Source organism: Janthinobacterium sp. 17J80-10 (genome assembly GCF_004114795.1).
Lineage (GTDB): Bacteria > Pseudomonadota > Gammaproteobacteria > Burkholderiales > Burkholderiaceae_D > Paucimonas.
In genome coordinates, this window is the sequence record NZ_CP035311.1 from 3,279,206 (window position 1) to 3,302,022 (window position 22,817).

The 22,817-nt window shown below is 59.4% G+C and carries 25 protein-coding genes; 8 read left to right on the forward strand and 17 right to left on the reverse strand.

From position 1 onward, the window contains the following. Window positions 1-9 precede the first annotated feature (9 nt). The 4 genes from EKL02_RS14715 to EKL02_RS14730 all read right to left on the reverse strand — a co-directional run bounded on the left by EKL02_RS14715 (window position 10) and on the right by EKL02_RS14730 (window position 3,767). The gene (locus EKL02_RS14715) at window positions 10-1,221 is read right to left on the reverse strand and encodes an ABC transporter ATP-binding protein (protein WP_128902744.1); all 1,212 of its coding nucleotides are present in this window, start codon (window positions 1,219-1,221) and stop codon (window positions 10-12) included. Between the two features lie 12 nt (window positions 1,222-1,233). Continuing rightward, window positions 1,234-2,163, reverse strand: a complete 930-nt coding sequence (locus EKL02_RS14720) for a branched-chain amino acid ABC transporter permease (RefSeq protein WP_128902745.1) — start codon at window positions 2,161-2,163, stop codon at window positions 1,234-1,236. Between the two features lie 136 nt (window positions 2,164-2,299). Then, window positions 2,300-3,247 carry a 4-hydroxy-3-methylbut-2-enyl diphosphate reductase gene (ispH, locus tag EKL02_RS14725; RefSeq protein WP_206732403.1) on the reverse strand — a complete coding sequence of 316 codons (948 nt, stop codon included), beginning with the start codon at window positions 3,245-3,247 and terminating at the stop codon, window positions 2,300-2,302. 64 nt (window positions 3,248-3,311) lie between these two features. After that, entirely contained in the window at window positions 3,312-3,767 is a 456-nt protein-coding gene (locus EKL02_RS14730; protein ID WP_128902747.1) for an FKBP-type peptidyl-prolyl cis-trans isomerase, read from the reverse strand. 120 nt (window positions 3,768-3,887) lie between these two features. Here EKL02_RS14730 and radC point away from each other — a divergent pair, with 120 nt between their 5' ends. From radC to EKL02_RS14765, 7 genes are all read left to right on the forward strand, one after another. Next, window positions 3,888-4,562, forward strand: a complete 675-nt coding sequence (radC, locus tag EKL02_RS14735) for a DNA repair protein RadC (protein ID WP_128902748.1) — start codon at window positions 3,888-3,890, stop codon at window positions 4,560-4,562. Window positions 4,563-4,742: 180 nt separating this feature from the next. After that, window positions 4,743-4,979, forward strand: a complete 237-nt coding sequence (rpmB, locus tag EKL02_RS14740) for a 50S ribosomal protein L28 (protein ID WP_041296590.1) — start codon at window positions 4,743-4,745, stop codon at window positions 4,977-4,979. Between the two features lie 17 nt (window positions 4,980-4,996). Further along, a complete protein-coding gene (gene rpmG / locus EKL02_RS14745; RefSeq protein WP_007877024.1) occupies window positions 4,997-5,164 on the forward strand; it encodes a 50S ribosomal protein L33 in 168 nt (55 codons plus the stop codon). 79 nt (window positions 5,165-5,243) lie between these two features. Next, window positions 5,244-5,942 (forward strand): two-component system response regulator CreB, encoded by a 699-nt coding sequence (gene creB / locus EKL02_RS14750; RefSeq protein ID WP_128903520.1) that lies wholly within the window; start codon window positions 5,244-5,246, stop codon window positions 5,940-5,942. Further along, window positions 5,939-7,360, forward strand: coding sequence for a two-component system sensor histidine kinase CreC (gene creC, locus EKL02_RS14755; RefSeq protein WP_128902749.1), 1,422 nt, complete (start codon window positions 5,939-5,941; stop codon window positions 7,358-7,360). Before creB ends, creC begins: the two co-directional genes overlap by 4 nt. Window positions 7,361-7,444: 84 nt before the next feature. Further along, a complete protein-coding gene (gene creD, locus EKL02_RS14760; protein WP_128902750.1) occupies window positions 7,445-8,833 on the forward strand; it encodes a cell envelope integrity protein CreD in 1,389 nt (462 codons plus the stop codon). Window positions 8,834-8,942: 109 nt separating this feature from the next. Next, a complete protein-coding gene (locus EKL02_RS14765) occupies window positions 8,943-9,437 on the forward strand; it encodes a metal-dependent hydrolase (protein WP_128902751.1) in 495 nt (164 codons plus the stop codon). Between the two features lie 120 nt (window positions 9,438-9,557). On the opposite strand, the gene EKL02_RS14770 is transcribed toward EKL02_RS14765, so the two are convergent. From EKL02_RS14770 to EKL02_RS14795, 6 genes are all read right to left on the reverse strand, one after another. Then, complete coding sequence (locus EKL02_RS14770) at window positions 9,558-10,739, reverse strand: fatty acid desaturase (RefSeq protein ID WP_128903521.1); 1,182 nt, start codon at window positions 10,737-10,739, stop codon at window positions 9,558-9,560. Between the two features lie 136 nt (window positions 10,740-10,875). Further along, window positions 10,876-12,168, reverse strand: coding sequence for a mechanosensitive ion channel domain-containing protein (locus EKL02_RS14775; protein WP_128902752.1), 1,293 nt, complete (start codon window positions 12,166-12,168; stop codon window positions 10,876-10,878). A gap of 4 nt (window positions 12,169-12,172) precedes the next feature. After that, the gene (locus EKL02_RS14780) at window positions 12,173-13,429 is read right to left on the reverse strand and encodes an RsmB/NOP family class I SAM-dependent RNA methyltransferase (RefSeq protein ID WP_128902753.1); all 1,257 of its coding nucleotides are present in this window, start codon (window positions 13,427-13,429) and stop codon (window positions 12,173-12,175) included. 36 nt (window positions 13,430-13,465) lie between these two features. Beyond that, window positions 13,466-14,080: a phosphoribosylglycinamide formyltransferase gene (gene purN / locus EKL02_RS14785; RefSeq protein ID WP_128902754.1), complete on the reverse strand. Its 615-nt coding sequence runs from the start codon at window positions 14,078-14,080 to the stop codon at window positions 13,466-13,468. A gap of 54 nt (window positions 14,081-14,134) precedes the next feature. Then, complete coding sequence (locus tag EKL02_RS14790) at window positions 14,135-14,533, reverse strand: barstar family protein (RefSeq protein WP_128903522.1); 399 nt, start codon at window positions 14,531-14,533, stop codon at window positions 14,135-14,137. 19 nt (window positions 14,534-14,552) lie between these two features. Then, window positions 14,553-14,936 (reverse strand): ribonuclease, encoded by a 384-nt coding sequence (locus EKL02_RS14795; RefSeq protein WP_128902755.1) that lies wholly within the window; start codon window positions 14,934-14,936, stop codon window positions 14,553-14,555. Window positions 14,937-15,175: 239 nt separating this feature from the next. On the opposite strand from EKL02_RS14795, the gene EKL02_RS14800 reads away from it, so the two are divergent. Next, window positions 15,176-15,532 carry a hypothetical protein gene (locus EKL02_RS14800; protein WP_128902756.1) on the forward strand — a complete coding sequence of 119 codons (357 nt, stop codon included), beginning with the start codon at window positions 15,176-15,178 and terminating at the stop codon, window positions 15,530-15,532. 13 nt (window positions 15,533-15,545) lie between these two features. On the opposite strand, the gene EKL02_RS14805 is transcribed toward EKL02_RS14800, so the two are convergent. The 7 genes from EKL02_RS14805 to lpxK form a co-directional block, all read right to left on the reverse strand. After that, on the reverse strand, window positions 15,546-16,787 hold the full coding sequence (locus EKL02_RS14805; RefSeq protein ID WP_128902757.1) for a patatin-like phospholipase family protein: 1,242 nt from the start codon (window positions 16,785-16,787) through the stop codon (window positions 15,546-15,548). Window positions 16,788-16,885: 98 nt separating this feature from the next. Continuing rightward, window positions 16,886-17,644, reverse strand: a complete 759-nt coding sequence (locus tag EKL02_RS14810) for an SDR family NAD(P)-dependent oxidoreductase (protein ID WP_128902758.1) — start codon at window positions 17,642-17,644, stop codon at window positions 16,886-16,888. A gap of 129 nt (window positions 17,645-17,773) precedes the next feature. Then, on the reverse strand, window positions 17,774-19,831 hold the full coding sequence (locus EKL02_RS14815) for a sodium-translocating pyrophosphatase (RefSeq protein WP_128902759.1): 2,058 nt from the start codon (window positions 19,829-19,831) through the stop codon (window positions 17,774-17,776). A 162-nt stretch (window positions 19,832-19,993) separates the two neighbouring features. Further along, entirely contained in the window at window positions 19,994-20,650 is a 657-nt protein-coding gene (gene adk / locus EKL02_RS14820; RefSeq protein ID WP_128902760.1) for an adenylate kinase, read from the reverse strand. A 177-nt stretch (window positions 20,651-20,827) separates the two neighbouring features. Beyond that, a complete protein-coding gene (gene kdsB / locus EKL02_RS14825; RefSeq protein WP_128902761.1) occupies window positions 20,828-21,574 on the reverse strand; it encodes a 3-deoxy-manno-octulosonate cytidylyltransferase in 747 nt (248 codons plus the stop codon). A gap of 14 nt (window positions 21,575-21,588) precedes the next feature. Then, window positions 21,589-21,783, reverse strand: coding sequence for a Trm112 family protein (locus EKL02_RS14830; protein ID WP_128902762.1), 195 nt, complete (start codon window positions 21,781-21,783; stop codon window positions 21,589-21,591). After that, window positions 21,764-22,801, reverse strand: coding sequence for a tetraacyldisaccharide 4'-kinase (gene lpxK / locus EKL02_RS14835; protein WP_128902763.1), 1,038 nt, complete (start codon window positions 22,799-22,801; stop codon window positions 21,764-21,766). The genes EKL02_RS14830 and lpxK overlap by 20 nt, the downstream gene beginning before the upstream one ends. Window positions 22,802-22,817: the final 16 nt, after the last annotated feature.

Consider the following 22,817-nt stretch of genomic DNA (forward strand, 5'->3'; position numbering starts at 1 on the left):
TCGCCGCGCTCATGCTGCCACCACGTCGGTCGATTTGCCCGGCGCATCGATATCGGCATCGGGCCGGTCTTCCTGGCGCGGTGCCGGCCAGATGCCGGCAGGACGGAACAGCATGATCAGCACCATGGCCAGGCCGTACAGCAACTGGCGCAGGATTTCGGCTTCGATCACGACCTTGCCGAACAGCAGATGCTGCGCCGGTTCCACCACATGCCGCAAAATTTCCGGCAAGGCCGCCAGCAGAATGCCGCCCAGGATCACCCCAGGGATGTGCCCCATGCCGCCCAACACCACCATCGCCAGCACGGCGATGGATTCCATCAGCGTGAAGGACTCCGGCGAGACAAACCCCTGGAACGAGGCAAACATGGCGCCGGCCACGCCGCCAAAAGATGCCCCCATGGCGAAAGCCAAGAGCTTCATGTTGCGGGTATTGATGCCCATGGCCTTGGCGGCAATCTCGTCTTCGCGGATCGCCACCCAGGCGCGGCCCAGGCGCGAATGCTGCAGGCGGTAAGAAACAAAGATGATGGCCAGGCACAAAAACAGGAAGAGGAAATAATAGGCATTCACCGACGGCATGGAAAAATCGCCGATGTGCACGGTCGCTTGCGAACCGGCTTCGCCTGCCAGCGAAACGCCGGCAATGCGGATCGGCTCGATGAGATTGATGCCTTGCGGGCCATTGGTAATGTTGACCGGGCCGCTCAGGTTGTTCATGAAAATGCGGATGATTTCACCGAAGCCGAGCGTGACGACCGCGAGGTAGTCGCCGCGCAGCTTCAGGGTCGGCGCACCGAGCAAGGCGCCCAGCAGCCCAGCCAGAAGTGCGCCGAGCGGCACGATCAGCCACACCGAGAGGTGGATGCCGTTCTGCGCGATTTCCGGGCCGAAGAAGGATACCAGTGCGGCCCCCAGTGCGGGGTACTGGTCGACAAAGGATTGCAGCACCACGGCGAACTGGGGCGAAGCCAGCAGGCCCGTCATGTAGGAGCCCAGGGCGTAGAAGGCAATGTAGCCGAGGTCGAGCAGCCCCGCAAAGCCGACCACGATATTGAGTCCCAGCGCCAGCATGATGTAGAGCAGCGCGTAATCCATGATGCGCACCCACGAATTGCCGAACTGGGAAGCGATAAAGGGAAAGGCGACCAGCAATACGGTCAGTACAGCCACGCTGGCAATGGTCTTGCGCGGCTGGAGTCGGTAATTGAAGTAAAACACCTGGCCCCTCCCTTATGCGCGGTCGGCCACGCGCTCGCCCATGATGCCGGAAGGCCGCAGGGTCAGCACGATGATCAGGACAACAAAGGCGAAGATATCCTGGTACTGGCTACCAAGGAAATCGCCGGTCAGCTCGCCGATGTAGCCGGCGCCCAGGCTTTCTATCAGGCCCAGCAGGATGCCGCCGGCCATGGCGCCGTAGATATTGCCGATGCCACCCAGCACCGCGGCAGAAAATGCCTTGATTCCTGGAGTAAAACCCATGGCGAACTGCGCGGACGAATAATTTGCGCCCCACATGACGCCAGCCACCGCCGCCAGCGCGGCGCCGACGGCAAAGGTGAACATGATCACGCGGTTGGCATCCACGCCCATGAGACCGGCCACGCGCGGGTTTTCTGCGGTAGCGCGCATGGCGCGGCCCATTTTGGTTCTCTCCACGAGATAGACCAGTGCGGCCATCGCCAATGCCGCCAGGAGCAGCAACATGACCTGGGTGGATGAAATCAGCGCGCCGAATATTTCATAAGGGTCGGACGGCATCACCTGCGGGAACGGCAGCGGATTGCGCCCCCAGATCATCATGGCGAAGGTCTGCAGCAGGATCGACACGCCTATGGCGGTAATCAGCGGCGCCAGGCGCGGGGCATTGCGCAGGCGCCGGTAAGCCACGCGCTCGATGACGACATTGACCAGCACGCATACGGGAATCGCGCCGGCAATCGCAATCAGGAGCTTGACCGGGCCGGGCAACCCCGGCGCGACATCGTGCAGGATATTCAGGATGGTCAGGCCCGTCATGGCGCCGATCATCAGCACCTCGCCATGGGCAAAATTAATAAGATTGAGCACGCCGTACACCATGGTATAGCCCAGGGCGATCAGCGCATACATGCTACCCAACACCAGACCGTTGACGATCTGCTGGATGAAAATATCCATTTGAATAATTATTTTATGAAGCCATTGAAGAAGGTGCCACGCGATTGATTGCTGCTGTCTCCTTTGCAGCAATAATCGTTCCTGATAATCAAACGGCACCCGGAATTTTCATCGCGGGTGCCGTCTTTTGCCGTGCTCAGTCCTTTGCCGCGGGCTGAATGCCCAGGCCCTTGGGCATCGGGAATGTCACATGTTCCTCGACGCCCTCCAGCGGCCGCACGCTCTGGGCACCGAATGCCTTCAGGCGCGCAATTACTTCATTCACCAGAATTTCGGGGGCGGAGGCGCCAGCGGTCACGCCAATGCGTTTCTTGCCTTCCAGCCAGGCAGGGTCGATTTCTCCGGCATTGTCCACCATGTAGGCTTCCGTACCCTTCTTGCGCGCGACTTCGCGCAAGCGGTTGGAATTGGAACTGTTGGGGCTGCCGACCACGATGACCAGATCCACCTGCGGCGCCATGAACTTGACCGCTTCCTGTCGGTTGGTGGTGGCGTAGCAGATGTCGCCTTTTTTCGGTTCGGCGATATTCGGAAAGCGCCGCTTGAGGGCGGCGATGACGTCGGCAGTATCGTCCACCGACAGCGTGGTTTGCGATACGTAGGCGAGCAGGTCGGGACTGCGCACTGCCAGCTTGTCGACATCGGCGACGGTCTCAACCAGGTGCATACCTTCGTCGGTCTGGCCCATGGTGCCTTCGACTTCCGGATGTCCTGCATGGCCGATCATGACGATTTCCCGTCCTTCGCGGCGCATCTTGGCCACTTCCATGTGGACCTTGGTCACCAGAGGGCAAGTGGCATCGAATACCTTCAGGCCGCGCGCCGCCGCTTCGGCCTCGACGGCCTTGGAAACACCGTGCGCGGAAAAAATGACCGTATTGCCGGCCGGGACATCCTCCAGCTCTTCGATGAAGACGGCGCCCTTGCTGCGCAAGTCCTCGACCACATAGGCGTTGTGCACAATTTCGTGCCGCACGTAGATCGGCGCACCAAACTGGGCCAGCGCACGCTCGACGATCTCGATGGCGCGATCCACGCCGGCACAAAATCCGCGCGGCTGCGCCAGCAATACTTCCTTGTCCATGATGAATCCCTTTTGAATTCCTGTTGCAGCAAGTTACCGGCATACGCGCCGGTCCGCTGGTTGATTACAGGACGCCGATGATCTTGACTTCGAACTTGACCGGCTGGCCCGCCAGTGGATGGTTAAAGTCGAACAAGGCATCCTTGTCATTTATTTCCAGCAGCACGCCCGCGAAACGCCCGCCGCCAGGCGCAGCAAAATCCACCAGGTCACCCACTGTGTAGCTTTCACCCGGGGCGGAATTTTCTTCGAGGGTGGCGCGCGAAACCCGCTGGATCAACTCCGGGTTGCGTGGGCCGAACGCCTGTTCCGGCGTCAGTTCAAAAGTTTGATGCGTACCTTCAGGCAAGCCCAGCAAGATGGCTTCGAGCGGCGGTGCCAGCTGGCCCAAACCGAGCTGCAATGTGGCCGGTGTATCCTTGAACGTGCTGATGATATCTTCACCCGCCATCGACATCAGGCGGTAATGCAAGGTGAGGTACGAGGATTCGGTAACGAAAGGCAGTTGCGAATTAGACATAAAAATTCCGAAAGGCAGGATAACCGCCTATTTTAAGCCAGCTTGAGGCAAAAGCGCTGTTTATGCCAGTCTTGCGCGCCCGCAAAACATTTTTTTGTCGGGCAACTATCCTCGTCATTTATGGCAATTACCGACTGGCCCGAAGAACACCGTCCGCGCGAACGCCTGATCCGGCATGGTCCCCAGGCGCTGTCCGACGCCGAATTATTGGCGGTATTCCTGCGCGTGGGCGTGGCGGGCAAGAGTGCGGTCGACCTTGGCCGCGACATGGTCGGCCATTTCGGTTCGCTGAACCGGATGTTTTCATCGAAGCTCACCGAGTTTTCCGCCATTAACGGCCTTGGACCAGCCAAGTATGCGCAGTTGCAAGCCGTGCTGGAATTGGCGCGCAGGGCAATGACGGAACAGTTACAGGCAGGCGTGGCGCTCAGTTCGCCCCAGACGGTGCGGCATTACCTGCAATTGCTTCTGGCGGTCAAGCCGCATGAAATTTTTGCAGTCCTGTTCCTGGACGTCAAAAACCGCCTGATCGCCAGCGACGAACTGTTTCGCGGCACTCTCACCCACACCAGCGTCTATCCACGCGAAGTCGTCAAGGCGGCGCTGGCCCACAATGCGGCCAGCGTGATTTTTGCGCATAACCACCCTTCCGGCACCCCGGACCCCAGCGCCGCCGACCATAGTCTCACGCAAGCACTGAAACAGGCGCTGGCCCTGGTGGATGTGCGTGTACTGGATCATTTCATCGTTGCCGGTCCCCACGTGCATTCCTTTGCAGAGCACGGCCAGCTGTAAAACGACACCGCAATGGTGCATGAACACCGCTTCGGCATGGATTGTCACACCGGACAACGCAAATTGTTAAATAAAACGAATCAACAAAGACACACTTGTTTTTCGCAAGTCATTGAAAAATCGGTATTTTTCCGATACACTCTCTTTTTTTCCAATTTCGGAATTTTTAAGGAGTCTGTTATGGCACGTGTTTGCCAAGTCACCGGGAAGGGGCCGATGGTCGGCAACAACGTTTCCCATGCAAACAACAAGACGAAACGTCGCTTTTTGCCCAACCTGCAAAATCGCCGCATTTTCGTTGAATCCGAAAACCGCTGGGTTTCCCTGCGCCTGTCCAACGCCGGCCTGCGTGTTATCGACAAGATCGGTATCGATGCCGTTCTGGCCGACATGCGCGCCCGTGGCGAAAAAGTCTAATCTAACGAGGAATTATCATGGCGAAATCTGGCCGCGACAAAATCAAACTGGAGTCGACCGCAGGTACCGGTCACTTCTACACCACCACCAAGAACAAGCGCACCACGCCTGAAAAATTGGCGATCATGAAGTTCGATCCCAAGGCACGCAAGCATGTTGAGTATAAAGAGACCAAGATCAAGTAATTCAGATCGATAAAACTTTTGTATGATAAAAGCCGTTCTTCCTGGAACGGCTTTTTTTATGTCCACCGCCAACTTGCCCATGCCCCAAGCGATCCTGATTGTCGAAGACGAAGCAGCCATTGCCGACAGCATCCTGTATGCATTGCGCACGGACGGCTTCATGCCGCACCATGTGACCCTGGGCGAAGCGGCACTGGTGCTGCTTGACGCACCAGACGCGCCTCAACCCGCACTGGTGGTGCTGGATGTCGGTTTGCCGGACATGAGCGGGTTCGAGGTTTGCCGGCGCCTGCGGCAGTTTTCCGACATTCCCGTCATCTTCCTGACGGCGCGCAGCGACGAGATTGACCGCATTGTCGGCCTGGAAATCGGCGCCGACGACTACCTGACCAAGCCATTTTCACCGCGCGAACTGGTGGCACGCATCCGCGCGATCCTGCGGCGTCAGGCATCCAGTTCGTCCGTCCCACCTGCAAGGGTCGCGCCCACCGCCCGCTTCGACGTGCGCGAACAGGAAGGCCGTATCTTCTTTGCCGGCCAGGCGCTCGACCTGACGCGCTATGAGTATCTGCTGCTTAAAACCTTCATCCAGCACCGCGGCCATATCCTGTCGCGCGCGCAATTGATGGACCGGGTCTGGTCGGATGCTCCCGATACGCTGGAGCGCACGGTCGATGCGCACATCAAGTCATTGCGGGCAAAATTGCGCAGCATCGATGAAAACGACGATCCTATCCAGACCCATCGCGGCATGGGCTACAGCCTGAGCGCAGCGTGAAGATCGGACTGCGCATCCTGCTGGGCTATTTCCTGCTGATGGGCCTTGTGGCGTGGTTCGTCTTGAACGTCTTTGCCCAGGAAATCAAGCCCGGGGTGCGCGGCACGCTGGAAGATACCCTGGTAGACACATCCCAATTGCTGGCTGCCTTGATCAGCGACGATCTGAAGGCTGGCCGCCTGCATGAGTCGGCTCTGGTAACTCGCATGCCGCAATCCACCCGGCACAGCCTGGACGTCTCCATCAGTGGCATCGCCAAGGCAAGTCTGGATTACCGCGTCTATGTCACCGATGGCAAGGGCATCGTGCAGTTCGACTCTACCGGCCGGGACGTTGGCAAGGATTACTCGCGCTGGAATGACGTCTACCTGACGTTGCGCGGCAAGTATGGCGCGCGCAGCACCCGCGCCAATACCTACGATGAAAATTCAACCGTGATGTATGTCGCCGCGCCGATCCGCGACGGCGACCGCATCATCGGCGTGCTGACCGTCGCCAAGCCCAATGCCACCGTCCAGCCGTTCGTCGAGCGCAGCCAGCAACGCATCCTGCGCCAAGGCGCCGTGCTGCTGGCGGTTTCCTTGCTGATCAGCCTGGCATTCGCCTGGTGGCTCACCCACTCCGTGCGCAGGCTGCAACGCTATGTCAGCGCAGTCGAAGCAGGCAAGAAAGCTGTATTGCCCCAACTGGGTAATGACGAAATCGGCGCCCTGGGGCGCGCGCTCGAAGGAATGCGACACAAGCTGGAAGGCAAGGAATATGTCGAAGAACTGATGCACACGCTCGCGCATGAATTGAAAAGCCCGATCGCCGCCATCCAGGGTTCGGCCGAATTGTTGCAGGAAGAAATGCCTGAAGAACAACGCCGCCACTTTCTGGCCAATATCCTCGAACAGAACGACCGGCAGAAGCAATTGATCGACAAACTGCTGGCGTTGATCAAAGTGGAAAAGCAGCAGCGCCTGGCGACGCGCCAACCCGTTACCACAGGGGAGCTCGCGGCCTGGCTGCGGGCGGATTTTGCATCGAGGTTGGCGGCCCGCAACCTGGCACTGGAAATCCGGATTGATGAACTGGTCTTGATGGGTGACGCCTTGCTGCTGCGCCAGGCGCTTGGCAACCTGCTGGACAATGCCATCGATTTCGCCCCGGCCGGCAGTACGCTGACCCTGGACGCCAGCCGCAGCGGCGAATGCGTCCTAGTTACGCTATGCGACCGTGGCAGCGGCATTCCCGACTATGCGCGCCAGCGCATATTCGACCGTTTTTATTCCCTGCCCCGCGCCGACGGCGCCAAAAGTACCGGACTCGGCCTGCCGTTCGTCAGGGAAGTGGCGCTGTTGCACGGCGGCTCGGTGGAAGTCATCAACCGTGACGGCGGCGGCGCCTGCGCGCAATTGCGCCTGCCGCTCGCCTGACATACTTTCGCTTCACATAAAACGCATCATCGCTTCATACTGGCTTTTTACACTGGTAATTCCTTACAAGAACAGGAATTCGCCATGCAAAAAACCTTGTTGTTCAAAGCCCTGATCGTAGGCGCCCTGATTTTCCTGATCGGGCTGCCATTGATGATGATTCAGTCCACGATTTCCGAACGCATGGCCTATCACGCCCAGGCCGTCAACAGCATCGCAGCAGACTCGGTGCGCGAGCAGACCGTCATCGGCCCGCTGCTGGTGATCCCCTACACGGACGAATATGATGAAGAACAATTGCTGGAAGCAGAACCCAGAAAGACTCGGATCGTAAAGCGCGTCGTGAGCAAGCGCCGGCTGGTATTTCCCAACGACCTGCAGGTGAAAGGCACGGTCGATACGGATCAACGCTATCGCGGCATTCACAAGGTCCTGGTGTACAGCAGCCAGCAAACATTGTCGGGCGACTTCGTCTTGCCTGCCCTGGCCAGCTTCGAGCGTGAAAAACCTGAATCCCGCCTCACCCTTGGCCAACCGTTTGTCGCGCTGACCATCGAAGATGTGCGGGGCATCCGCAATATTCCAAAAATCACCTGGAATGGCACGGCGGTCGAATTCGCGCAGGGCGCGGACCTGTCCGCTTTCAAGAACGGCTTGCATGCGCCTGTCGATACAGGCGACCTCAAGCAGGCGACTACCGCCAAGTTTTCGTTCGATCTGGGGCTGGACGGTATCGAGCGCCTGCATTTCGTGCCAGTGGCAAAAAACAACCAGATCACATTGAGTTCGAAGTGGCCGCATCCGCAATTCGGCGGCCGCTTCCTGCCCACGCCCAAAACGCGCACGGTCGATGCCAATGGATTTTCAGCCACCTGGAACATTTCAGCGCTGGCGACCAGCGCGCAACAACAGTTGACGCAGCTTGAACAAGCCGGCAGTCGTTCCGGCACGGCGCCAGGCGGGAATGCCACGCTGGAAAATCTTGATTACTTCAGCGTCGGTTTCATTGAGCCGGTCGATATCTATTCGCAGGCAGACCGTGCAATCAAATACGGCTTGTTGTTCGTTGCCCTGACCTTTGCTGCATTTTTCCTGTTTGAACTGCTCAAACAGTTGCCGATTCACCCGGTGCAATACCTGCTGGTGGGTCTGGCACTGGCGCTGTTCTTCCTGCTGCTGGTAAGCCTGTCCGAGCATATCCGCTTCGTCCAAGCCTATCTGATCGCCAGCAGCGCTTGTATCGTCCTGATCGGCTTTTACTTAGCCTATGCATTACGCAACTGGAAACGCGGTATGGGATTTGGCATCGCGCTCACCGTGCTCTACGGCGTGCTGTTTGGGCTGCTGCGTTCGGAAAATAATGCACTGGTCATGGGCAGCATCCTGCTGTTTGGCGTGCTCTCGGCCATCATGATCGCTACCCGCAAGGTCGACTGGTATCAGGTCGGCAAACCGCCAGGTTTGCATGCATAAGCACGGACTTGTCGCGCAGCGGAAAACCGCTGCGCGATTTCGTCACGTTACTTCTGCAACAACCTTCAGACTGCAAACAAGGCGCAAGTCTATGCCAAACGGAGCCTGTATGTTTATTGCCCACTTGCCGGCAGGTTATATCAGTTCTGCAATGCTTTTCCCGCATTTCAGATTCACCGGCGTTTATAAGAAAAAATTTCTAGCCAGTGGTGTGTTCGGGGCAATTGCGCCGGACCTGGATATATTTTATTTTTATCTCATCGATCACAGACAACACAATCATCACAGTTATTTTTCGCATTTCCCTCTGACCTGGACGGTGCTACTGTTGTGTGCGCTGTTCTGGCTTTACAGGAGCCGTTCAAATTCAATGGCCGCCCTGGCAGCCATCTTTGCTTTCAATGGCCTTGTGCATATGGTTCTCGATACTGTGGTTGGATCGATACAGTGGCTTGCACCTTTCATCGACCGGTATTTCGCGGCTTTTCCAGTTCCTGCGCTTTACCAGCCCTGGTGGTTGAATTTCATTCTGCACTGGTCATTTCTTCTGGAAATCGGCATCCTCATTTTCGCCATCCAGTTGCATCGAAGGCAAGCCAATTAAACCTTGCAAGGGCGGCAGCGCATTTTTCACGGTGCAGGCATAAAAAAACCCGCTTCGCATCGCTGCTAGCGGGTTTTGGGAAGGTCAATTCAAAGACCGTCCAGCCTTCTCCGGCCTTAATCAGGCATAGCTGCGCAGACGCAGCGAAAACTCTTGCAGCGCCTTGATGCCGGAAGCCTCCGCACGGACACACCAGTCTTGCAACTGATGCAGCAGCTGATCGCTGGTGGCATGCGAGCGGTCCCAGATAGCGGCGAGTTCGGCACGCATGTCGTGCATGGTCTGCAGCGGCTTGCTGTGTGCCAGGACTGCCGACAATTGCTGTTGCTGGGGCGCGGCCAGCTTGGCAGGCTCGCTTTGCAGCAGCTTGCGCGACGACTTCAGGGCGCCCGATTCCATCTGCGACTTGGCCTTCAGGTGCTCCAGTTCGTCGTGCCAGGTTTGCTTGAGCGACTTGGCATATTTCGCCATCACATCGTAACGATTGGCGATCACTGCCTGCAGGGTTTCCAAATCGGCCACCAGCTTTTCGCGGTCAAACTTGGGCTGCGGCGCGATCTTCTTCACCTTGGCCAAACCCACGCTTTTCAGGATGCAGATATACATCCAACCAATATCGAACTCGTACCATTTCGACGAGAACTTGGCGGAAGTACCGAAAGTGTGGTGATTGTTATGCAGCTCTTCGCCACCAATGATGATGCCCCAAGGGAAAACATTGGTCGAAGCGTCAGCGCAATCGTAATTGCGGTAGCCCCAGTAGTGGCCAATACCATTGATGATGCCGGCGGCATTGATCGGGATCCAGACCATTTGAATTGCCCAGACGCTCAAACCGACGATGCCGAACAACATGATGTTAATGAACAACATCGAGATCAGGCCCACAGTACTGTATTTGGTGTAAAGATTACGTTCAATCCAGTCGTCCGGCGTGCCGTGGCCATACTTTTCCATGGTCTCCGCCACCTTCGCTTCGGCGCGGTACAGCTCGGCACCTTCGAAAAAGACTTTCTTGATGCCACGGGTCACCGGGCTATGCGGGTCTTCTTCAGTTTCGCATTTGGCGTGATGCTTGCGGTGAATCGCGGCCCACTGCTTGGTTTGCATGCCGGTGGTCAGCCACAGCCAGAAACGGAAGAAATGGCTGGGGATTGCATGCAGTTCCAGACCGCGATGCGCCTGGCAACGGTGCAGGTACAGCGTCACACCCAAGATCGTGATGTGCGTCACGATCAAGGTGTAAACCAGTACTTCCCAACCGCTGGCGCTAGTCAGACCGTTCGCCAGAAAATTCAAAATTGTGTCCAAAGTTTTGCAGCTCCAAAAAAATCCATCTCTTCAGCCTTGCTTTGCCTGGGCAAGGCCACGCTTAATTCATTGTTTTTATTGGTCTTAGTGTGATTGTACCCGTTTTTTGAGGGCAACCCCAAAGATCTCAAGTTTCAATTTTGTTAATTATTCTTACTTCGCGTTGTGGATATGGAATACTTATATTTCTTAACTGCAACGCTTTCAGGATCGCTCGATTGACGTCCGACAAAACGTTGCCGCGTCCGTTCTCGGGATCGTCGATCCAGAAAGCGGTTTCCATTTCCAGTCCATCGGCCCCGAGATTCAGCAGCAAGGCAACGGGTGCCGGCTCCTGGCTGACACGCGGTACGGCCGCAGTCGTGGCAACCAGCAATTGCAAAACCTCGTCGACATCGGATTCGTAACCCACCGTGACGCGGGCAACCAGGCGTACCGAGCGGTCGCTCAAATACTGGTTTTGAACCGGATTGGACAACAGCATCTCATTGGGAATGATGGCATCGGCACCATCGGCAGCACGTATGGTCGTGTAACGGGTATTTATCCGGCGCACCGTCCCGCTGTACTTGTCGACCGTAACCACGTCGCCAATCGACAAGCTGCGTTCCAGCAGGATGATGAATCCGGCAACATAATTGCTGACGATTCGTTGCATGCCCAAGCCAATGCCGACACCCAGGGCGCCGCCAAAAACCGACAGGACCGTCAGGTCGATGCCGACCAGGGACAGGCTGAACAGCACCGCCAGGACGATCAGTACCGATTTCCCCAGGCGGGCCAGGACGACCCGCATTGAGGCATGCATGCCGTCGATGCGCATCAGCCGCTCTTCCAGCGTTGCGCCGATCCACAGCGCGGCGACCAGGGTGATGACGACGAAGACCCCTGCCTGCAGGATCGCCAATACGGACAGCTTGCTTTTACCGATAGGCAGTACCGCCTGCTCCAGCACATTGAGCAATTCAGGCAACAGGCCCGTGATGTGCAAGGCAAAGCCAGCCCATACCAGGATGGCAAAGGCACGTTCGACCATGTGCTGGGTAGCGCTGACGCGGCCGCCGCGCACGAAAACCCGCCGTAACACATATAAGGCCAGGCGGATCACGGCAAACGCCGTGATCAGCGCCGTCGCCAGCCGCAGCAGGTTGACTGGCTGCCACTGGCCCAGCACCCAACGCGCCAGCCAGATCAGCATGAGCGCCAGCAATGGCCACAGCGCCCGGGCAAGCCCTTCCGCGCCCAGCTGCCGCAGGCGCTGCTGAGGGTCTTGCGCCGACAGGCGCGGGCGCAACAGGCGCGCCAGCCCCCACGAAAGCGCCAGGCACACGGCGATGGTCACGATTTGCCAGAATACGTCGGGATGTTGCAGATCGCTCAGGACATCCTGCCACAGCGGCGACAATAACGTCGACGTCATGGCCTTACTTCCGGCGTTGCAGGACCGCAGCAAAGAATCCGTCGGTCTGGTGTTTTTGCGGCGTCAGCTGCAGGTAATCCTGCATCTCCAGGGCGATCTTTTGCTCGGCCAGAACTTCATGCATCGGCACCAGCGTGAAGTCTTCGTGCGTCGCCAGGAACTGCTCGACAATCGCCTGGTTTTCCTCGTCCAGAAGGCTGCAGGTGGCATACACCAGGCGGCCGCCGGCCTTCACCAGGCGCGATGCGCCGGCCAGGATTGCGGTTTGCTTGGCATTGAGTTCGGCCACCGATTGCGGCGTCTGGCGCCACTTCATGTCCGGGTTGCGGCGCAGGGTGCCCAAGCCGCTGCAGGGCGCATCCACCAGCACGCGGTCGATCTTGCCGGCCAGGCGCTTGACCTTGGCATCGTTTTCATGCGCGATCAGCACCGGATGGACGTTCGACAGGCCGCTGCGCGCCAGGCGCGGCTTGAGCTTGGCCAGGCGCTTGTCGGAAACATCGAAAGCATAGAGGCGACCGGTATTGCGCATGTTGGCGCCCAGCGCCAGGGTCTTGCCGCCGGCCCCGGCGCAAAAATCCACCACCATTTCGCCGCGCTTGGCGCCGACGATCTGCGCCAGCATCTGGCTGCCTTCGTCCTGCACCTCGATGGCGCCGCTCTGGAACAGCGGCAGGTTCTGCAAGGGCGGCTTTTTCAGGATGCGGATGCCCAGCGGCGCGTACGGCGTCGGCTCGGCAATGATGGGGGCGGCAGCCAGCTCGCTTACGACATCCTCGCGTGACGCCTTCAGGGCATTGACGCGCAAGTCCAGCGGCGCCGGGCGATTCAGGGCGTCCGCCAGTTCCAGCAAGCCGGCCTCGCCTTCGCGCGCCAGAAGCTTGTCGAACAGCCATGTCGGCAGGTTGCTGCGCAATGCCAACGGCAACGTGGCACGGTCGATCTGCAGCACGCGGTTCAGCCAGGTCACCTCTTCCGGCGCCAGCCCGCCCAGGGCATCGACACCGACGGTGTCAGCCAGGCCCAGCAGGCTGATGCGGCGCATGGCCGCGCCGATGCCGGACTCGGCAAAATTGGTATAGACCAGCTTGTTGCGCAGGATCGCGTACACGCCTTCGGCAATGACGCCGCGCTCGCGCGAACCGAGCTTGGGATGCTCGCGAAAATACCGCGACAAAGTGACATCTGCCGGGCCGGTTAAGCGCAGCACTTCGCGCAAGACTTCGTCGGTGTGACCGATGATTGCGGGAGGCAATCTCATGGGGAATCCTTCAATAATTACGGGTTGGCGCCAACGTTATCGTGCATCGGCTGCGAGATGAACGCGCCCGTCTTCAATCGTCAGGCGCCCCTCGACAAACCAGCGCACCGCGCGGGGGTAAATGATGTGTTCCTGTTCCAGGACGCGGCCGGCAAGGGTATCTTCCGAATCGTCCGGCAGCACCGGCACGGCGGCCTGCGCGACGATCGGACCATGGTCGAGATCGGCGGTGACGAAATGCACCGTGGCCCCGTGCACCTTGACGCCGAAACTCAATGCCTGCTGGTGGGTTGCCAAGCCCGGGAAACTGGGCAAAAGCGAGGGGTGGATATTCATGAGCCGTCCGGCGTAATGGTCCACGAACGGCGCCGTCAGGATACGCATGAAGCCGGCCAGCACCACGAGGTCGGGAGCAAAGCGGTCGATCTCTGCCTGCAGGGCAGCATCGAATTCGGCGCGGCTGGAGTAGTTCTTGCTGACGACGATGGCGGTCGGAATGCCGGCTGCCGCGGCATAGTCGAGACCGCCGGCATCGGCGCGATTACTGATGATGGCGGCAATCCTGGCCGGCCATTTTTCCGCGCGTGCTGCCTCGACGATGGCTTGCATGTTGCTGCCACGCCCGGAAATCAGGATAACGATGTTTTTCATGGCCGGCATTGTACCGTACCGCCGGCCTTGCCCGTCAGATCGGCTTATTGCAGCCTATTGAAAGGAATAGAAAACGCGGAAGGGAATTTTCTTGTCTGCCCAGAAATCGGCGGCATCACGGAACACATCCAGCAAGGTTTCGCGTGCTTCCTTGTCAAATTTCGGCGTATTAGGAAGTTGCTCTAAGACAACCAGAAAACCATTCTGGGGGCCGGCCTTATGGGGCAAATCCGTCAGGCAATCTTCCAGGGCATCAAAATTCTTGCCAAAATGCCTCGGGAAATGAAAGGCACTGGCGATGATCGACAAGACTTGCAGCTTGGTTGTTGCCTCTGCGCAATATGCATACAGGAAGTGCTGCCCCAGACGCGCAGCTTCCTGCTGCAGATCGGTCACCCGAAACGCGCGGATCGACTGCACCACGTTGGGAGCAACGGTCACTAGCAAGTTCACATCACCCGCGCCAGTGCGATTACTCTCTGATACGCTTGAAACTGACATAGTGGTCATCGGTATAATAGAATTCCTCGCCCGGTGGCGGCTCGCCGCCGGCAATAATGCGGCGTGCTCCCCGGTGGCGTACGCCCGGTGTCTTTACGGTATATTCTCGATAATACCCGCGCTTTTGCTTCGGTAAAATCCCCTCATAGTTCCTAAATACAACACCATCCCGGGAATAGGGAAAGGGGCCGCCCTGTTTTATCAGGACAAAGGTCGCGCGGGCTTCCACCGGCAAATCGCGCACGGCAATCGTTTCCAGCGGCAGCGGCCCTCTGGCCGAGACATTTAATGAAAAAAATAGGGCGATGAAAGCAAAAACGATGCTTTTCGCGAATTTCATGGCCGAATATTTCATAATTGCAATACAGTATTTCTGACAGAAGCGTCTGAATTGGATACCGTAGCGTAACTTGTTGCAGAAAATGAATCAACCCATTTCAATTTAAACAACAAGTGACTTCCTTTCAAGTCTGCATCTTCGCCTGGTGACCATCGAAACAAATTGTTTCAAAAATTACGGGGCATTGACGCAACGGTTTTGGCATTCGCCGCGAATTTGGCGTTTAATATCGCTAAACAACCAAGGACTTCCTCATGAAACACGCCCTTTACTCCAGCACCCTTATCGCCATCGCCCTGGCTGCCAGCGCAACTGCGGCGCAAGCGGGCGACCGCTCGGGTGTCAACTGGTCGGTCAGCGTCGGCACGCCAGCTCCGGCCGTCGTCTATGCCCCGCCGCCAGCCGTTTATTCCTATCCACAGCCGGTGTATGTGCAACCGCAACCCGTGTATGTGGAGCAGGCGCCGGTGGTCGTCTACGGCGCCCCAGGCCCGGTCGTCTACGGCCAGCCGTATTACGCCGAGCGCCCGCGCCACCATCACCACCACAACCGCGACTACAATGGCGGCAATTTCCGGCAGGGCAACGACCATTACCGCGGCCGCGATTAAACCTTCAAGCCATCTACTCGGCCCCCACCGACATTTGCTCGACCACCGGGGGCATTGATGCCCCGCGCCTGCTGGCGCGGCGATCAGCACCAAAGAAAGCCAGCACATCGTCGCGGCGCGCCTGTGTATCCGCCCGTCCCAAGCGGATCAGTTCACTTGTATAACTCGCCTCGAACAACAGGTACGAAGCCAGGGCGGCGCCGCGCACTTCGGTCGCGCCAATCCCGCGCAACAGGGTCCGGATCGGCATGGGCAAACTGCCGACATGGCGGCTGGCGATATCGTCGAGCCTTTCCGAGGGTGCGATGATCAGCATGTCAATCGGCCGCAACGGGGTTTTCCGGCGGTGCTCTTCCGGCAGGTAGGAAAGCGTGTTGTTGATGCGGTGCAGTCGCTCGATATCGACGGCAAGGCTATCGAGAAAAATACTGGAAAGCGCGTGGCCGGCGATTTGCGCCAGGCTGGGATACGTTGCCACCGCTGAAGCCTTTGGCGTCGGCTCGACCAGACGGCCGGCACCGATCACCAGCACCTTGTCGGCCCCCAGGTGGATCGCCGGCGAAATCGGCGCCAGCTGGCGCATCGAGCCGTCGCCGAAATATTCGCGCTGGTCGTTGCAGTAAATTGGCGTCGCTGGAAAAATCAGGGGAATGGCCGAGGATGCCAACAAATGTTCGACCCCGATCTGCGTCTGCACTGCAATGCGCTGGCTGCGCTTCCAGGGCGCGATCTCGGCCGCGCTCTGGTAAAAGGTGATGTGATGCCCGGCCGTATACGATGAGGCTGTCACGGCCAGCGCATGCAAGTTGCCGCTGGCCAGCGCGGCATCCAGGCGCGGCAAGTCCAGCATGCGATGCAGCAGGCTGACCAACGGCGTATTGTTGAGCAGTGAATTGGGCGGATTGGCATGCCATGCCCGCAATAGCCAGCCGAAGGACATCAGCGAGAGCCAGCGGGCGCCGGAACGCAAAACCCCCAGCGAATCGGCGCGGTAGACTTGTTCGGCGGTGAAATTGGCCCAGACCGCCAGCAGCTTGTCGACGCCTTCGGCGAAATTGTCGGCGCGGCAGGCCAGGGCCGTGGCATTGATGGCGCCGGCCGACGTGCCGCAGATGATATCGAACGGCGAGCTCTCCGCAGCCCAGCCGGCCTCATGCAGGATTTCCTGCACCCCCTGCAGCACGCCCACCTGGTACGCTGCGCGCGCGCCGCCGCCCGTCAACAACAGGCCGATTTTATTTTGGTCTCCTGCCATACTTCCAGATTAGCAAAGCCGCGCTGCCTTGTGGGGATTCCCGCAAGTGATGATGCGCAAAACATACGCGCAGCGCCAATACCAGCAGTGGGACGGACTTACTTCGGCTGCATGCGGATCGCGCCATCGAGGCGGATCGTCTCGCCATTGAGCATGACGTTTTCAATAATGGTCTTGGCCAGGTGAGCGTACTCGGCCGGCTTGCCCAGACGCGGCGGGAACGGCACCATCTTGCCCAGTGCATCCTGCACTTCTGTCGGCATGCCCAGCAGCATGGGCGTCTCGAAAATGCCCGGGGCAATCGTCATGACGCGAATGCCATTGCGCGACAGGTCGCGTGCCATCGGCAGGGTCATGCCGGCCACAGCCGCTTTGGAGGCTGCGTATGCTGCCTGGCCGATCTGGCCATCAAAGGCAGCGACTGAAGCGGTGTTGATGATCACGCCGCGCTCGCCCTGCTCGCCGGCTTCTGCCTTCGACATGGCGTCCGCTGCCAGGCGCGACATGTTGAACGTGCCGATCAGGTTGATACTGATGACCCGCTGGAACAGGTCGAGCGGGTGCGGGCCGTCCTTGCCGACGGTTTTTGAGGCCGGCGCGATGCCGGCGCAATTGATCAGGCCGCGCAATGTGCCCAGCGCCTGGGCAGCTGCCACCACGGCTGCGGCATCGCCCTCGGAGGTTACGTCGCACTTGAGGAACTTGCCCTGCAATTCGGCAGCCAGCTTTTCACCTGCTTCCACCTGGACGTCAGCCAGTACCACCTTGCCGCCACTGGCGGCGATCATGCGCGCGCTGGCGGCGCCCAGTCCGGATGCGGCGCCGGTAATGATGAATACGTTATCTTTGATCTGCATGATGTTCCCTGTCTTGGCAAAATAAAATTTTTATTGAACGCGAACTATAGCGCATCGCCGCCAAGGATTCGAGAGGCACGGGCAAGAAAAAAGGCAGCCGCAGCTGCCTTTTTTCCTGTCTGCCGGCCTCTAGAGACCGGCAGCTGGCAACAGCGGCACGATCAGGAGCGCGACGATGTTGATGATCTTGATCAGCGGATTGACAGCGGGACCCGCCGTATCCTTGTAGGGGTCGCCGACCGTGTCGCCGGTGACTGCCGCCTTGTGGGCGTCGGAGCCCTTGCCGCCGTGGTGGCCGTCCTCGATATATTTCTTGGCATTGTCCCAGGCGCCGCCGCCGGTGCACATCGAGATCGCCACAAACAGGCCCGTCACGATGGTGCCCATCAAAAGACCGCCAAGCGCCACCGGCCCCAGCACCATGCCTACCACGATGGGCACCACCACCGGCAAGAGCGACGGCACGATCATTTCCTTGATGGCGGCCGTGGTCAGCATGTCCACCGCCCGGCCATACTCGGGCTTGCCGGTGCCTTCCATGATGCCGGGGATGTCGCGGAACTGGCGCCGCACCTCTTCCACCACGGCGCCGGCGGCGCGACCCACGGCTTCCATCGCCATCGCGCCGAACAGGTAGGGAATCAACCCACCGATAAAGAGACCAATGATCACCATGTGGTCGGACAGGTCGAAGCGCACGCTGATGCCGCGCGCTTCCAGCCCATGCGTATAGTCGGCAAACAGTACCAGCGCCGCAAGTCCCGCCGAGCCAATGGCGTAACCCTTGGTGACGGCCTTGGTCGTGTTGCCCACGGCATCGAGCGGATCGGTGATGGCGCGCACGCTGTCGGGCAGATCTGCCATTTCGGCGATGCCGCCGGCGTTGTCGGTAATCGGGCCGTAGGCGTCCAGCGCAACGACGATGCCGGCCATGCTGAGCATGGCGGTGGCAGCCACGGCGATGCCATACAATCCGGCCAGGGTGAACGAGACCCAGATCGCCCCGCACACGAACAGCACCGGCCAGGCAGTGGATTTCATGGAGACGCCCAGCCCGGCAATGATGTTGGTGCCATGGCCGGTTGTCGAAGCCTGCGCCACGTGCTGCACCGGCTTGAAGTTGGTGCCGGTGTAGTACTCGGTAACCCAGACCATCATGCCGGTCAACACCAGGCCCACCACGCAGGATCCGAACAGGGCCATGGCGCCGATGGACTTGCCGCCAGCCACCTCGACCGGCTGCGGGAACAGCCAGGTGGTGACGAAATAGAAGGCGATCAGGGAAATCACGCCGGCGACGATCAGGCCGCGATACAGCGCCGGCATGACGTTCTTCATGCCGGGCGAAGCCTTGACGAAGTTGCAGCCGATGATGGAGGCGATGATCGATACGCCCCCCAGCACCAGCGGGTACAGCACCGCATTGAGGGGTGCGCCGCTGACCATCAGGGCGCCCAGCGTCATGGTGGCAATCAGGGTGACGGCGTAGGTCTCGAAAAGGTCGGCCGCCATGCCGGCGCAATCGCCGACATTGTCGCCGACGTTATCGGCGATCACGGCCGGGTTGCGCGGATCGTCCTCGGGAATGCCCGCTTCCACCTTGCCCACCAGGTCGGCGCCAACGTCCGCGCCCTTGGTGAAGATGCCGCCGCCCAGGCGCGCGAAAATCGAGATCAGCGAAGCGCCGAAGGCAAGCCCCAGCAACGGCTTCAGCGTTGCGGCATCGATCTTGGCGCCGCCAGTGAGATACCAGAAAAACAGCGACACGCCGAGCAAGCCCAGTCCGACCACCAGCATGCCGGTAATGGCGCCGCCGCGGAACGCCACATCCAGCGCCGGGCCGATGCCGCGCGTGGCCGCCTGCGCGGTACGCACGTTGGCGCGCACCGAGACATTCATGCCGATGAAGCCACAGGCGCCCGAGAGGATGGCGCCGAGCACGAAGCCAATTGCCGAAGTAACGCCGAGAAAAACACCGATCAGGATGGCAAGGACAATGCCGACCATGGCAATCGTCTTGTACTGCCGCGCCAGGTAGGCTGCTGCCCCCTGCTGGACGGCAGCGGCAATTTCCTGCATGCGCGCATTGCCGGGGTCCTGTTTCAGGATCCAGCTGCGCGAAACCAGGCCGTAGACGACCGCTATCACGCCGCAGGCAACGGCGAACCACAAAGCTGCATCTGCCATGATCTCCCCTCCTTGTTATGACGACAAAGTTCAAGTGCTTCCACTGCCACTGCAAAATTTATCGCGGCCCTTATTGCTTTTTATTCTATGCGGGCCGGTTCCGTCAGTTCGTGACAAAACCCCTGGAGATGCAAAAAAGCGGACTCGAAGTCCGCTTTATTTTCAGTTTTCGAGCGCCGCGAACGCCTGGTCGCGGATGGACTCGACTGGCCCCACCCCGGCAATCTTGCGATATTTCGGCGCACCAGGCTGACCGGATTCGGCCCACTTGTTGTAATAGCCAACCAGCACTTCAGTCTGCTCATGATAAACCTGCAGGCGCTTCAGGACAGTGGCTTCCTGGTCGTCATCACGCTGGATCAGGTCTTCGCCGGTCACGTCATCCTTGCCGTCGGCCTTGGGCGGGTTGAACTTGACATGGTAGGTACGGCCCGAAGCAGGATGCACGCGGCGGCCGCTCATGCGCTCGACGATCGCGTCGTCGGGCACATCGATTTCCAGCACATAGTCGATCGCCACACCGGCTTCCTTCATGGCGTCGGCCTGGGGAATAGTGCGTGGAAAGCCGTCGAACAGATAGCCATTGGCGCAATCCGGTTCTTTCAGGCGATCCTTGACCAGGCCAATGATGATGTCGTCCGACACCAGGCCGCCGGCATCCATCACCTTCTTGGCCGCCAGGCCAAGTTCAGTGCCCGCCTTGACGGCGGCGCGCAGCATGTCGCCGGTCGAAATTTGGGGAATGTTGAATTTTTCTTTGATGAATGTGGCCTGGGTACCTTTTCCGGCACCAGGCGCTCCCAAGAGAATGAGACGCATTGCATTTCCTAAAACAAGTTTTGAAATCTGTTGCCCCATCCGGCGCAGTGGCAGCCTGGATGCATGGCGAGACGTGTATTTTGTATAAAAGCGTTTATATCACTCTAACTTCATACGAAACTTACCACAGAAAGTGACTAAACCGCGAGGTTCGATTTGCTTTCCGTCATTCAATTATCAAAAAAACTGTCGGACACGGGCGAGGTCCTCGGGCGTATCGACCCCGCCTGCCGGCGCACTGGCGATGACATGCACCGCAATCGGGTAACCATGCCACAACACGCGCAACTGCTCAAGCGCCTCCAGTTGCTCCAGGGGTGACGCCGTCAACTGCGGGTAAGCCTGCAGGAAAGCATTGCTATAGGCATACAAGCCAATATGGCGCAGCGGTGCATAGTCGGAGGGCAAATCTGCCGTAGTCCGGGCAAAGCCATCCCGGTGCCACGGAATGGCCGCACGCGAGAAATACAGCGCACGTCCAGTCCGGTCCAGCACCACCTTGACCACATTCGGATTAAAGACTTCCGCCGCCTCGGTAATCGGGTGCGCGGCTGTCGCCATCGGCACGGTTTGTGAAATGCACGCCGCGGTCGCGGCAATCAAGGCCGGATCGATCAATGGCTCGTCGCCCTGCACATTGACCACTACCGCGTCCGGCGCCAGCCCCAGGGCCGCGGCGACTTCGGCGATGCGGTCGGTGCCCGACGGATGGTCGGAGCGGGTCATTTGCACGGCAACGCCATGCTGCTCGCAGGCGGCGACGATATCGGCATGATCGGTGGCGACCACGACCCGGCCGGCCCCGGACTGGGCAGCGCGTTCGGCAACACGCACGACCATGGGCTTGCCGCCAAGGTCGGCAAGCGGCTTGTTCGGTAACCGGGTCGACGCCAGGCGCGCGGGAATAATGACGCTAAACGACATCGCTTTTACCGGGATTAGTCGGCCAGGGGCGCGGATTCCGGCTTGGCGTTGAGGTTGCGGGCTTCGTCGGCCCACATGATGGGAATGCCGTCACGAATCGGATAGGCCAGCTTGTCAGGATTGCAAATCAGTTCCTGAGCTTTCTTGTCGAATACCAGCGGTCCCTTGCAAATCGGGCAAACCAGGATGTCAAGCAGGCGAGCGTCCACGAAGTTTCTCCAGTAATTGGTCGAGCAATGCGCCCTCGATCCGTGCCGTCACCGGCACTACCCAAATTCGGGGATCGTTTTTCAGCGCATCCAGTTGTCGACATTTTACTGCATCCTTCTCCGTGATCAGGATGATATCGGCATCGATTTCTGCAAATGGGTTGGTAAGGAAGTCGTAATGGTCCGGCAAGGGCATTTCATCGAAATGCAGGCCGACGGCGCGCAATGTGGCAAAAAAACGCGCCGGATTGCCAATGCCCGCCGCGGCAACCAGGCGTGGCGGTGCCTTGGCATCCCGGGGCAGCCCCAATGTCGCCAATGGCGCGCTTTGCGTGCGGTCGGCGAGCCGCTCCGCGACCGTGCCCTCGAGTTGCATGCGAATGGCGCCCGCCGGCATGGCGGCGACCGGCTGGCTGGCATTGACGACCGTAATATCGCGCCGCCGGTGCGCAGGCTCGCGCAGCGGCCCGGCTGGCAGCAGCCAGCCATTGCCATTGCCACGGCTGTCATACAGGATGATTTCGATGTCGCGCTGCAAGGCGTAGTGCTGCAAGCCATCGTCGGACAGAATGAGATCAACTTCGGGACATGCGGCCAGCAAGGCCTGGCCGGCCGCCGCGCGGTCGCGCCCCACCATGACCGGACATGCGGCGCGCGTGGCAATCAGCAGCGGCTCGTCACCACCTTCCTGCGGCAGGGATTCCGGTCCGATTCTGCGTGGCGGCGCCGCGCTGGCGCCATAGCCGCGGGAAATCACGCCCGGCGTAAAACCGGCGGCGCGCAATGCCTGGACCAGCCAGATCGTCAGCGGCGTCTTGCCTGTGCCGCCGACAAAAATATTGCCGACAACAATGACGGGCACCGGCAGGCGGGTTGACTTGAGCATGCCAGCCGCATACAGGCGCCGGCGCACAGCCCCCAGCAATCCGAACAGCCAGGATACGGGCAACAAGGCCCGCGCCAGCAGGCCACGGCGTAGCCAGGCGCGCGTCAGTGCCGATTCGATTTGCGCAAGCATCAATGGCCGGCGGTGA